The organism is Cytophagales bacterium (genome assembly GCA_033344775.1).
In the GTDB taxonomy this organism is placed as follows: domain Bacteria; phylum Bacteroidota; class Bacteroidia; order Cytophagales; family Cyclobacteriaceae; genus JAWPMT01.
Genome location: JAWPMT010000005.1, coordinates 2261242 through 2274652 on the forward strand (window position 1 = coordinate 2261242; position 13411 = coordinate 2274652).

At 43.8% G+C, this 13411-nt stretch carries 12 protein-coding genes; 10 read left to right on the forward strand and 2 right to left on the reverse strand.

Annotation, left to right across the window (positions count from 1 at the left end; translation table 11 throughout):
* Positions 1–11: 11 nt before the first annotated feature.
* Entirely contained in the window at positions 12–1079 is a 1068-nt protein-coding gene (locus R8G66_27185; protein MDW3196086.1) for a branched-chain amino acid aminotransferase, read from the forward strand.
* Between the two features lie 2 nt (positions 1080–1081).
* Entirely contained in the window at positions 1082–1507 is a 426-nt protein-coding gene (locus R8G66_27190; protein ID MDW3196087.1) for a DUF1801 domain-containing protein, read from the forward strand.
* Between the two features lie 302 nt (positions 1508–1809).
* On the opposite strand, the gene R8G66_27195 is transcribed toward R8G66_27190, so the two are convergent.
* Positions 1810–2337, reverse strand: coding sequence for an N-acetyltransferase family protein (locus R8G66_27195; GenBank protein MDW3196088.1), 528 nt, complete (start codon positions 2335–2337; stop codon positions 1810–1812).
* A gap of 193 nt (positions 2338–2530) precedes the next feature.
* On the opposite strand from R8G66_27195, the gene glgP reads away from it, so the two are divergent.
* The 8 genes from glgP (at position 2531) to R8G66_27235 (ending at position 10558) form a co-directional block, all read left to right on the forward strand.
* Positions 2531–4174, forward strand: a complete 1644-nt coding sequence (gene glgP, locus R8G66_27200) for an alpha-glucan family phosphorylase (protein MDW3196089.1) — start codon at positions 2531–2533, stop codon at positions 4172–4174.
* Between the two features lie 272 nt (positions 4175–4446).
* Positions 4447–5511: a hypothetical protein gene (locus tag R8G66_27205; protein MDW3196090.1), complete on the forward strand. Its 1065-nt coding sequence runs from the start codon at positions 4447–4449 to the stop codon at positions 5509–5511.
* A gap of 103 nt (positions 5512–5614) precedes the next feature.
* Positions 5615–5929, forward strand: a complete 315-nt coding sequence (locus R8G66_27210) for a hypothetical protein (GenBank protein ID MDW3196091.1) — start codon at positions 5615–5617, stop codon at positions 5927–5929.
* A gap of 65 nt (positions 5930–5994) precedes the next feature.
* The gene (locus R8G66_27215; GenBank protein MDW3196092.1) at positions 5995–6351 is read left to right on the forward strand and encodes a DoxX family protein; all 357 of its coding nucleotides are present in this window, start codon (positions 5995–5997) and stop codon (positions 6349–6351) included.
* 109 nt (positions 6352–6460) lie between these two features.
* Positions 6461–7672, forward strand: a complete 1212-nt coding sequence (locus R8G66_27220; GenBank protein MDW3196093.1) for a HAMP domain-containing sensor histidine kinase — start codon at positions 6461–6463, stop codon at positions 7670–7672.
* On the forward strand, positions 7665–8711 hold the full coding sequence (locus tag R8G66_27225) for a nucleoid-associated protein (GenBank protein ID MDW3196094.1): 1047 nt from the start codon (positions 7665–7667) through the stop codon (positions 8709–8711). Before R8G66_27220 ends, R8G66_27225 begins: the two co-directional genes overlap by 8 nt.
* A gap of 44 nt (positions 8712–8755) precedes the next feature.
* Positions 8756–9808: a histidine kinase gene (locus R8G66_27230; GenBank protein MDW3196095.1), complete on the forward strand. Its 1053-nt coding sequence runs from the start codon at positions 8756–8758 to the stop codon at positions 9806–9808.
* A gap of 24 nt (positions 9809–9832) precedes the next feature.
* The gene (locus R8G66_27235) at positions 9833–10558 is read left to right on the forward strand and encodes a LytTR family transcriptional regulator DNA-binding domain-containing protein (GenBank protein MDW3196096.1); all 726 of its coding nucleotides are present in this window, start codon (positions 9833–9835) and stop codon (positions 10556–10558) included.
* A gap of 63 nt (positions 10559–10621) precedes the next feature.
* Here the strand turns inward: R8G66_27235 and R8G66_27240 are convergent, their stop codons facing one another.
* Entirely contained in the window at positions 10622–12622 is a 2001-nt protein-coding gene (locus R8G66_27240; GenBank protein ID MDW3196097.1) for an OmpA family protein, read from the reverse strand.
* Between the last annotated feature and the right edge of the window lie 789 nt (positions 12623–13411).

A 13411-nucleotide genomic window follows, 5' to 3' on the forward strand; every position in this document is an offset into this window, starting at 1 on the left:
ATTTTGGAGCTATGATCGACACCCTGGACATTCAAATAAATCGCACCAGCAATACTCGTATTCACGATGTTGACATGGTCAACCCTGCATTTGGGAAAGTATACAGTGATCACATGTTCATGGCGGACTTCTACAATGGAGACTGGCAGGACCTGAGAATTGTTCCCTATGGTGATCTTCAGATCAGCCCTGCCAATACGACACTACACTATGCTTCCACCATTTTCGAAGGATTAAAAGCGCATCGTACAGCATCCGGGAAAGTACAGCTATTCCGTCCTCGGGATAATGCGCGACGAATGATGGAAAGTGCTGTGAGAATGTGCATGCCTCAGGTTCCTGAAGAGCTTTTTATGCAAGGCTTGAATGAACTGTTGAAACTGGATGATCAATGGGTACCAAATGCCCCTGGAACTTCATTATATGTACGCCCTTTCCAGTTGGCGATGGATCCGTACGTAGGTATTCGACCTTCTGACACGTACTCTTTTATGATCATCACCGGACCTGTTGGAGCCTATTACTCTGAGCCGGTACGGGTGAAAATCGAAACAGAATTTACCAGAGCAGCTGCCGGTGGAACAGGCTTTGCCAAAACCGGAGGTAATTACGCTGCGGCACTCTACCCTGCGAAACTAGCGCAGGAACAAGGCTATCACCAGCTTATCTGGACAGATGCCAAAACGCACGAATACGTTGAGGAGTCCGGAACGATGAACCTGATGTTCGTGATCAATGATACCCTGGTGACTGCTCCTACCGGAGATACGATCCTGAGGGGGATCACCAGAGATAGTATCCTTCAATTGGCACGAGATCATGGCATGAATGTGGAAGAGCGTCCAATCAAGGTCAAAGAAGTTGTAGAGAGCATTGAAAATGGCAGTATGCAAGAAGCGTTTGGCGCGGGAACCGCAGCTACCGTAGCTCAAATCAAAACCATTGGTTTCGAAGGTACTGATTACGATTTACCCGATGTGGCCACCAGAAAATACTCTAATCAGTTCTTGAAAGATTTAAATGACATCAAATCGAGTGTCAAAGAAGACAAGCACGGCTGGATCTACGAAGTTCAGTAAACATGGCTGAGCTGAAGACCACTCCTAATGCCGGAGATGTCGAAGCGTTTCTTTCCTCAGTTGAAGACGAAACCAAGCGAGATGATTGCTATGCCATCCTGAAAATGATGGAAGAGATCACCGGTGAACCTCCGAAAATGTGGGGTGGTACTATCGTGGGTTTTGGTAGCTACAATTACAAATATGAATCTGGCAGGACAGGCACCTGGTTCTTGACCGGCTTTTCTCCCAGAAAGCAAAACCTTACCATGTACCTCATGCCTGGTGCAGAATCATTAGAAGATCTTTTCAAAGGTCTGGGTAAATACAAAATAGGCAAAGGCTGTTTGTATGTCAAAAAGCTTGAGCAGATCGATCAGGATGTCTTGAGAAAGCTGATCCAGGGATCGGTAGACAAGCTGAAGGAGATGTACAAAGAGTATAATTGAGTGTCCGCTTACATTTTTTGTATCCCATGTTTGAGTCTCCTCAAACGTGCTATTTTGAAGTTTGTAAAGACACAAACTTTGGCTTAGTTATCAACTTTAGCGTCATTCCTGCCGTTCCCGGATGGGACTCTGTTCAGGAATCTCAAACTTGATCGTGCTAAATAACGTTGAGATTCCGGCATCGCCGGTGGCCGACGGTCCGCCGCCGCGGTGCCATCGGAATAACGGTTTTCATCTTAAGGCTAAAGTTGATGGCTTTTGATTATGAAATTCCTAATTAATAAAGTTTAATCGAAGGTCAATCACAAAATCGTCTCTGACCTTCTTTCCATCAACACGACATCTTTCCACTCACCATCGAGTTTCCCGAGCTTCTCGCGGGTACCAACCATTCTAAAACCTCCTTTTTCATGGAGCCGGATACTGGCTACATTATCCACGAAAATGCCCGCCTGTAAAGTCCAGATATTGTTTTGTTCTCCAAATTCAATCAGTTGATCCAATAACATCTTACCGATTCCTTTTCCAGCGGAACTGGCACTCACATAAACGGAAACTTCACCCACACCACCATAAGCACAGCGATCAGAAACCGGACTCAACGCCGACCACCCGATGACCTCTTCATTATCCGTAGCCACAAATATGGATTGTTCAATTTTCCCATTGAACCAGTACGTGCCCGTATCAGGTACACTGCATGAAGATTCGAAGGTGGCCAGCTTTGTATTGATGCCTTCGATGTAGATGCGTTTGATGGCTTCCCAGTCATTGGGCTGGGCAGATCTCAAGGTCAAAGTAGCGGTCATGATTGCATGGATTTTTCTCATTAAAGTTACGAAGTTCAGGTTCGATTTACCTCTCGTAAAAGAGAAATTTGTCTATTGATTTGGCCATGAAATCGCAGTGATAATTCCCGCAAACGTTTGTTATTCAGCACCTTTCAAAATTTAATTTCCGAGGTGGCGATTTACAATTCTGTTGCACTATTTTCGAGCACTTCTAAAAAATAAGTAGCAACAAATGTCGATATATAGCAAGTGGCATCACCCATATAAACCCAAGACTGAGTACAAAAAGCGAGTCGCTTATTTCAGTATGGAATTCGCGGTAGATCAAGTCTTGAAAACTTACTCAGGAGGCCTTGGTTTCCTTGCCGGTTCTCATATGCGAAGTGCTTTTGAGCAAAAGCAAAACATGATTGGTATCGGAATGCTTTGGAAGTATGGTTACTATGATCAAACAAGAGGAAGTGATCAGTCTTTGGAAGTGAAATTCACCGAGAAGCACTACAACTTCCTGGAAGATACTGGCATTACAGTGAGCATCACAATCATGGGAAATCCTCATGTTTTGGTGAAGGCTTATGTGTTGAAACCTGAGGTATTTGGTACCATCCCGATGTATTTCCTTAGTACTGATGTGGAAGGAAATGACCACTTGTCACGAACCATCACAGACCGACTGTATGATGCCAATGAATTGACCCGAATTTCGCAGAGCATTGTATTGGGTATTGGAGGAGCGAAAGTGGTGGAGGCACTTGGTGGCTCTGATATCTATCACCTGAACGAAGGCCACGGACTGCCTGCTTTTTATTACCTGAAAGATCGAGGTGTGAAGTCCGATAGTTTTGTCTTCACGACACACACACCTGAAAAAGCCGGAAATGAGGAGCGAGATGGTAGTTTCCTGAATCAAATGGGCTTTTTCGGTAGAGAACTTTCTCCTTCAGAGCTGAATGAATTGACCCTGGACAATGGCTTGTTGAGCTATACCGTCGCTGCGCTGCGATTGTCCAAGATTTCCAATGCGGTATCTAAACTTCATGGCGAAGTGTCCAAGGACATGTGGAAAGACTTTTCAGGGATCAGTGATATCATTCCAATCACCAATGCACAGAACCAGTATTTCTGGCAGGATGAAACCATTCTGAAAACCTGGGACAAAGGCGATGCCAAGAATTATCAAAAGCGCAAGCGTGTATTGAAGCACGAGTTGTTCAGAGAGGTCGCCAATCAGACGGGTAAGATCTTTGACGAAGATGTATTGACCATCGTTTGGGCAAGAAGATTTGCTGGATACAAAAGAGCAGACTTGTTGCTTTATGACCTGGATCGCTTACAAAACTTACTGGATGATTCCGAAAGACCGATTCAAATCATTTGGGCGGGTAAACCATATCCGTTTGATTATGCGGCTATCGAGACGTTCAATCGCCTGGTAAGATTTACAAAAGGTCAGCACAATGCAGCGATACTTGTTGGATACGAAATGGAACTTTCCAGAAAGTTGAAGACAGGTTCTGATGTGTGGTTGAACAACCCTCGGGTAACGCGTGAAGCTTCCGGTACCAGTGGCATGACGGCCGCCATGAATGGTTCAGTCAATGTATCTACGTTCGATGGATGGATTCCTGAATTCGCGAAAGATGATGAAAACTGCTATGTGCTACCCGTGGTAGATCACAATGAGCCAGTAGAAGTCCAGGACGAGCAGGATGCGAAGAACTTGTACGACATTCTCGAAAACAAAGTAATCCCGACTTACTATACTGATAAAGACAAATGGCAAGACATTGTCTTCAAAGGCATTGATGGCGTGGTTCCTGAGTTTGCCTCTCGCAGAATGGCTAAGGACTACTACGAGTTGATGTATAATATTTGATGGTTTGACTCGCAATTGAGTTAAAACACGTTTTGCTAAAATAGCAGTCACCGGTCCCAGGGCTTGTCCCGGGGCCTTGCTATCAAGCAAGGTGAATTTCGCCTCTGTAAGATCCCTGACAGGTTTGTGCCGGAGGCACTTATGTATTCCTCCTTCCTTTCTAATCCAGATTGATTCTGTTTCTCCATCTGAATGGTCTGGTTTTCGTCTTTTTTACAATGCCAGCGCGAAACTAGTATCGTCCTTTGCCTTGAAACTGATACAACAATTCAATGCTTCGCCAGTCATTGTTCATTATCCTCTTGTCCCTCATGATTTGGGGATGTAAAGATGATTTAGATGTTGAGGAACCCGTGGAACCTGCTGTATCCTGGCTGGAAGACGAGCGGTTTCTATTCGAAACCAAAGTGCAATTCAATACCCATGCCGATGGTGAGCGCATTCATTTCATGGGTAGAGACCATTTCTCAACGATTGAGCTGGCGGCGGATGATACAACAGAAGTCATACAACATGCTTTTCACTGGCTCAATTACAATCAACATGGTCGGATGCCGATCACGGATGAACTGTTCATTACTGCCAGTCAAAACATCGTCCGCATCGCAAGTACATTAAATCCGGTTTTGCAAGGTGCCAGTCAGTACATCAATCTCGCGGAACTAGATCCCGATTTTGCGTTCATTGAAACACCTTCCTTTTGGATGAGTGAAGCGATTGCTGTTAATGAGGAAAATGTATGTTTGATCCCTTACCACTATCGATTAACTGACAATATTGGTGGTATAAGGGTACTCAAGGTGAAAGTGGCCCTGAATGAATTCATGACCATTGCGGAGACAGAAATCATCACTATTTCAGATTCAGGTTTTCCAATACGGTCAATTTATGCTTTTGGCAATGATTTTTTGATCACCGATGATCGCAATGTGTTTTTTCTGGATCAGAATAATCAGATTACAGTGGCTGCGGAATTCCCTGTGAGCAACCTTTTCCAGATCAATGGGCAGTGGTTTGGCATTCGGGGCGAAAAACTTTACAGGACAGTGGATGGTCGGGCCTGGACTGAAGCGGGTACGATCAATCCAGATCTGGGCCTGGTCAGCTATGATCAGCTGGTAGGAAAAACCATAGGGGTGTTCAACAGTCAAATTTTCCTTTTTGAACTTGAAGGAGATCAGCTTCAAATCTCTGAGTTGAACAACGATGGCTTATTTGGTCATGAGATCACTTCCGTGGATGTCTTCAATGGCAAGGTCTATGCGGCAACGCTTTCCGGAGTTTTTGTGAAGGATCTTGAGCATTTCTGGGAAGAACGGGTCCAGGAAGAAGGTTAGGCCAGGAAAAAGATGCTTTTGGCAATGATTCTGGATTTAACTTTGCGTTACGAAACGTGTTAGAAGATAAGGACACGTAAAACCTTCAAATCAAAAGCCTGGGATGATCATAGATGCGATTTTTGTTGGGTTGGCTTTTTATTTCACATTCCCCCTGTTGACAGGATATGGGGCCTATCAGTACGGCCGGTCATTTAAACTCTGGTTCCTGATCGGATGTTTCTTGCCAATCATCTCCTACATGATACTGGTAGTGCTCATTTACTGGGACGAAAAAACAACCCCACAGCACCGACTGAACAGAAGAGAGCGATTGGAATCTGAAGAAATGGTGGAAGAACTGAAAGAAGAATTGTCCAATCCTCCTGTGCATAAAAAGCCTTACGGTTCGGATCTTCCATCTAGTTGGATCTCTTGATCCAAACTCAGAGGTTAATGGAATTGCGGTATCTTTAATGGTACCAACAAATACCTGACCTCTTAATGAAAACCCACAAAATTATATTTTACGTATCCACGGGATTATTTACCCTCTTGATGCTGTTCTCGGCTGGGAATTATTTCTTCAATAATGCTGCGATTGTCGGAGCGTTCTCTTCTTTGGGTTATCCTACCTATCTGATTTACCCATTGGGAGTTGCTAAGCTACTTGGACTTGCAGCTATATGGTTTTCACCGAATGATACCCTGAGGGAATGGGCTTATGCTGGCTTCCTGTTCAATGTGACCCTGGCCTTTTTTGCGCATCTAATGGTAGGAGATGGTGACCAAATGGGAGCTGCGGTGGCATTCGTCTTTTGGCTGATCTCTTACATTTATCGTAAAAAAGCTTTCGTATAAAATAACGCAGCATGGCAAGAATCAATCCCTCTCTCCCGTTGTTGGGTAGGTGGGATTTTTATTTTTCAGGCTCCGCAAATCTGACCGATACATTATTTTCGTTGCTACCGTGAAAAAGAAAGGAGACGCAAAGCCAATCGACATCTATTCCAATAAATCGTACTTCCGGTGGGGGGTATTGATCATATCGGTGATCATCGGTTTATCGAGTATCCTTTATACCAGTTCGCTGGTAAGCCGGATCAAAGAAAGAGAGATCAATCAGATCGCGCTTTATGCCAAAACTATCGAGTACATGGCACAAAGTGATCAGGGGCAGGATTACTTCTTTTTATTGGATGATGTCATCAATTCCAATAAGACCATTCCCGTGATTCTGACAGATGGGAACCGGAATCCGATGACCTATGTCAACATCGACAAAGCGGATCGAATGGAGGATCCGAACAAGCGGAATGCTTATTTGCGAAATCTGTTGCGGGAAATGCGTGAAGATCACTTTCCGATCAAAGTCACCCTTCGAGATGGTCGCGGCAATCTGTATGGCATCCAGTACATCTATTATCAAAACTCACGACAGCTTACCCAATTAAAGTACTATCCGTTTGTTCAGCTATCGATCATCATCATTTTTGTAGGCATCACATTTGCAATCTTCAACTATTCCCAAAGTGCCGAGCAAAATCGGGTCTGGGTAGGTTTAGCTAAGGAAACGGCCCATCAGTTGGGAACACCATTATCCTCGCTATTGGCCTGGATGGAATACCTGAAGAGTTCTTATCCGGATGATACTAACATGGAGGAGATGGACAAGGACATTGCACGCCTTGAAATGATCACCGCGCGGTTCAGTAGTATCGGTAGTGTCCCCAATCTTGAAGGAGAAAATGTATATGATATTGTTGATAGTGCCCTGGCTTACCTGAAGAAACGCCTAAGTACCAAAATCAACATTTCGCTCACGGTATTCCCCAACCGTCAGGTGACTGCCCAACTCAACAAAGACCTGTTCCAGTGGGTAATGGAAAACTTATGCAAAAATGCCGTGGATGCCATGGATGGCCGTGGAGACATAACAGTCAGTATCATGCGGGTCAATGATGGAATGGTGGCCATTGATGTGAAGGATACTGGAAAAGGGATTGCAAAAAACCGGGTGGCAAAAATATTTCAGCCCGGATATACGACTAAAAAAAGGGGCTGGGGGCTAGGCCTGACCCTGGTAAAACGGATCATAGAAAATTACCATGAAGGTAAAATTTTTGTGAAAAGAACCGAGCAAAATCGTGGTACCACTTTTCGAATCTTGTTGAATGGCTAATGACAATGGTGTAAACTGGGAACATGCGCGATTGGCGCAATTGTACGTTGGTGCGATCAGTGGAGATGGTTTCTTCAAAAATGACCAACTGGCCACGATCGACGAGAAGCTTTCCGAAGTGCTGTGCATGTTTTTTCTGAAGCCGTTCAAATTGCAGAACTTTTACACCTTCTCGCATGAACTTGATGTAGAATACAATGGTGCCTTTGCTTCTTGTCGCAAGGTATTCGAAGCAGCTGATGAAGGTACGCTACTTGAAGAGGCGCAAAACTTGCTAAAGTTACTATATGCCGTTTCAGAAAATGAAAACATCAAAGAAGGGGAATTCTATGTAGCTTCTTTCGATTCTATCGCGCTGAAAGAAGGGGATGTCAATGCATTGGGCATCTTCAAATCAGAAGATCGGGATCCCTTTATTCGAATCTATCAGGAAGAAAACTCGCTTGGCGTCTCCTCCGATGAAGGCATCAGCCTGCACAATGTCAACAAGGGCGCATTGATCCTGAATGATCCTGAGCAAAAAACCTACAGTGTACTGATCTTCGACAAGAGCAATAAGATCACGCCGGCCAGATTTTGGATTGATCAGTTTCTTAATCTTGCTCCTATTGAAGACGAATTCTATCAGACCAAGAATTTCATGCACTTGTGCAAGGATTTTGTCTTGAAAGACAGGAACGAATTAGACCGTGCCGATCAGGTAGACCTGTTGAATCGCTCCGTAGATTACTTCAAAGATCGAGAGCAGTTTAATCAGGAAGAGTTTGAGGAAGAGGTGCTCCAGGAACCCGACACGAAACAGGCATTTCTCGATTTTCAGGAAACTTATAAAGAGGAAAACCAGCTGGAAAATCTACAGCCCGAGTTTGAGATCAGTAAGCCCGCCTATAAGGCTGCCAAGCGACATATTCGGTCGGTGATCAAACTTGATAAGAATTTTCACGTCTATGTTCATGGAAAACGTGAGCTGATAGAACGTGGCTTTGATGATATGCGCGGACAGAACTATTATAAACTTTTCTTTGATTCGGAGAGTTAAATCTGCGAAATTTCAGGAGTCTATTTTTTTGAGACCTGCCCCTAATGCTGAATAACAAAAAGAGTATTTATTGGATATGCCAGATCATGGCATGGAGCTTTTACGGTGTATTAGAGGTTTTCCTTTACTCCACGGCCGAGAAGTTGGATGCAGCCAAAGTGATCGGCGAGTTATTTATCGTAGGGTTTTATATCCTTTCCTCGCACGCATTGCGGGAGATTATACTGAGAACAGGTCTGATCAAATATCGATGGTTCGTGGTGATCCCCAGGGTACTCCTCTTTATTACTTTCATGGCGATCATCAATTATTTCTTCCTGATGGCCATTTCGTATTCCATAGGAGACCTGAATCTTTCCAGAGAGCTCAATTTGGTTTCTTTGACCCTCAATTCTTCCATATCCGTCATATTATATTTTGTATGGACGATGGCTTATTTGTCCTTCCTGTACATCGAGCGATTCAATAAATCGCTGCAATACCAGGCGGCTGCCCGGGAGACAGAATTAAACAACCTGAAAGCACAATTAAATCCGCATTTTATCTTCAATGCACTGAACAGTATACGGGCATTGGTAGACGAAGATCCGGCTAAATCCAAGAACGCCATTACCCAGTTGTCGCACATCCTCAGAAAGTCGCTGAGTATGGATCATAAAAAATTAGTACCGTTCGAGGACGAAATGAATACGGTCATGGATTATTTGCAACTCGAATCCATCCGATACGAAGAAAGACTAAATACCAAAATCAACCTTGATCCGCAATCCAATCGATTTCAAATCCCTCCATTGATGATGCAGACTTTAGTAGAGAATGGCATCAAGCATGGAATTTCCACCTTAAAAGAGGGAGGTGTGATTGATATTCGAACTTCTGTGAATGACGAACGGCTAAAGATTGAAATTCGAAATAGTGGACAATTTTCGAACGGAGGTTTGCGTCTTGATGTTGGTTATGGGTTATTAAGCACCAAAAAAAGACTGTCTTTGATCTACGGAGATGAGGCTTCATTCAGGATCAGTAATGAAGATCAAAGCATGGTACTTACGACCATAGAGTTGCCAGAAGGTCAAGGTAGTCTGGCCCCATTGTGATGAAAAAATGTTAAGTTAACCTTTATGAAGGCACTGATAATAGATGACGAGCGGCTGGCCCGCAAAGAATTGATCAAACTTCTTGATGAATACAAAGAGATTGAAATCATCGGAGAAGCGGTCAATGCCGACGATGGCATCGAAAAAATAAAAGAGTTGAACCCCGAACTCATCTTCCTCGATGTTCAAATGCCTGGTAAAACGGGCTTTGAGATGCTGGAAGAGCTGGAAACCGTTCCCAAGGTAGTCTTTACTACTGCCCACGATGAATTTGCGTTGAAGGCATTCGATGTAAATGCACTGGATTATTTATTGAAGCCTGTCCAACCGGATCGCCTGACCGAAAGCATCAATAAGCTTACGAAAGAGGAAGCCAAAGAAACACCAGAAGTAGCCAGTACTTCTGAGAAAAGACTTGGTGGCGATGATCAGGTTTTTGTAAAAGACGGAGATCGCTGTTGGTTTGTTCGTCTATCAGACATCAGGCTGTTTGAATCCGATGGCAACTACATCAAAGTATATTTCAGCACCTTCAAGCCCATGATCCACAAGTCACTGAATGCTTTGGATGAAAAGCTGGATGAGCGGAATTTCTTCAGAGCCAGTCGAAAGCACATCATTAACCTTTCCTGGGTAGAAACCATTGAGACCTGGTTCAACGGTGGTTTGCTCGTGCAATTGAAAGGTGGTGAGAAAGTAGAAGTAAGTCGCCGACAAGCGGCCCGTTTCAAAGAGAAAATGAGCCTTTAATCAAGGCCAAAAAAAGAGCTCAACCTACTGGTTGAGCTCTTTAATATACTAATCAAGCTGTGTTTATAGATCTGCCGCGTCGAAGACTACTTCGAACACTACCCTCCGGTTCTTAGCCCGGCCTGCTGCAGTTTCATTGTCGGCTACTGGTTGCGTCTCCCCAAAACCATATGCTTTCAGGCGTTCGGCCGCAACTCCTTTATCCGTTAGGTATTTCATCGTTGATTTAGCGCGATTATCAGACAAAACCTGATTCGCATCATCACCACCCTGGCTATCGGTATGCCCTTCAATTTTCAAGAAGAACGCATCATTGTTCTTCATGATCTCTACCACATTATCCAAAATAGAGAAGGACTCAGGCTTGATAACAGCCTTAGCTGTTTCGAACTGGATCCCTTGAAGCGCTTGTTCAAAAACTTGAAGAATGTCCTCTGCAATTTCGGGACAACCACTGTTTTCAGGAATGCCTGGTTCATCAATGCACTTATCTTTTGGATCTTCTACACCATCACCATCCTGATCTGCATAGATGGTGAAAGTTACCCGGTCATCAGGTTGCTCGGTATCAAAGATTTTATAAGCATTCACATTATCGAATGATTCGGTAGAACCAGCTGAAGCGAAGGTGAGTCGGGAAGGGTCAATACCGGCATTTTGAAAGAATAGTTCGATGGTTTGAAGACGATCCACAGATAAACTTTTATCCTTATCGGCATCCCCCGAATTAGCTACGTGCGTGACAATCGAAAATTTAATTTCGGGATATTCATTCAGGTAAGCCACCATTCTTTCTAGTTCTTCAAGTCCCATGTCAGTCAACACTGATCCATCAAACCGGACGTCATGAGAAATGAGTGTATTACCCACTTCAATTGGGACCAAATAGAGATCGGCTTTTACCTCACGCTTGTCGCTGTATTCCACCGTCAAATACTGCGATGTGGTCATGTAATTAGCTTGTTCAACCAGTAATCTGAAAGTCCTTGGAAACTCCAGAATAGACCTTCTGTAAATGTGCTTGTCATTGTCGGTAGTAAAAGTCTTAGGCTCCAGTTTACCATCAATTTCCGTGATGTTCACTTCGGCGGTGATGGCCGCTTTGGTCAGCTCATTCATGGTGATCCCGGATACAATCACACCGGGTGTAGGGTTCAGTTCCAATGGAATGAGTGCTCGAAAGATGTCTCTTGAATTGGCATTACTTTCTACATCCGAAACGAAGTAAGCCCAATCCCCACGTGCAGGGATCGTGTAATAGGCTTCAAACCCTTCAGTATTCACATTTTCACCCAGGTTCTTGGCTTCTGACCAATTGGTCCAGGTGTCATCGAGGCGTTCACTATAGAAGATGTCTGCATCCCCATAGCTATCATGCCCGTACGAGGCAAAGAATAGGATCTTATTGTCGGAAGATAAAAAGGGAGAGAACTCCGCCGCTTCCGTATTAACTCCACTACCGATGTTTACAGGCTCCGTCCAATTGAAGTCGTCGATTTTGGTACTTACATAAATGTCCTGGTCGCCGTAGGTGTCACGGCTTTCTATCGCCAAAAACAGATGTTCACCAGTAGAGGAAATGAAGTAATCGACATAATCACTAAAGTTCCTGAATTTCTTAATGTTGATGGCTTTAGGTGTGCTCCAGCTCTCTCCTTCTTTCATGGAAATGGATGCCCCTTTGTCATAACTATCGCCATCAAAAACATTGATCACTAAGGCGGTATCTGCTGTTTTCGATAAGGCAGAAATGCCATTAGGGTGCTGATTATTTAATGGAGAGCCCATATTGATTGGGGTTGTCCAACCCTGATTCGCATCCCTTGGAGAATAATAAATATCCTGAATGTCCCCTCGGCCTCCGGTATTGTCCGGATGATTCTGTCGGGTAAGGAACAAGGTACGGTTATCATATGAAATGATGGGTTTGGTCTCCGTAAACTCCGTGTTGATATTATCGGGGAGTCGTTCCCGTTTGAGGTAATCATCTTGTGCTAATAACGACGAGTATGAAATGAGGCACAGGAGCAATGCAAGCCCTATCTGTTGATTGATCTTCTTCATCTAAGAGGTGTTGGTTGGATACGAAGACAAATTAGTATCTTGATTTGAATTGTGTTCTTTTTTTTTCGACGAATGGATAGGAAGTCAAGAGGAAATGAATCAGATACTAGACTTCAAGGGGTATTCTTTCTATATTCATTAAAAAAAGAAGATGAAAAAAATCAGTAAGCACAATCAGCAACGCATCAAAGGAGGTACCGTCTGGGCTTCAGCCGCTAACCTTTCTAAATCATGAATAAACTAAGTAAACAGCAACAGGTCCGTATAAAAGCAGGTACTGCCTGGAATTCGGCAGGAAGTATTACCAGATAAAATCAAAAGAAGATGAAAAAACTAAATAAATCGCAGCAGCAAATGGTGAAAGCCGGAGGAGATCTAGCTGTAGCGGCACTTGATGCCAATCCTTATGGATGAAGGCCACAGGAATATAAAGTAGCGTACCCGGGAAAACCATTTACGCTACTGCTTACTGCAAAGGACTGTAGCTCTTCCACGCGTCTAAGACCCGATTCTGTCTTTCGTTCAAGATGCCCTAACGGAACATCTCGAATAGCAGGCGAGTGGGTATGGATACAACCGCGCGAGTATTTGAGCATTTCGTGTTAGGTTTCCCAGTCTAAAATCCTATAAAATATACCTCACTCGAATGAGCCGAGCGAGTGTTTGAGATTTTGCAACCTCATCCAATTGCTCATCATCAAAGCACTGACTGGTGTAGGGTTTCTTTTAATCTAGTTAGTGATTTTTCATCGTATGGAATGTTCGACTTGCTCTAATCTTATGCTTAAC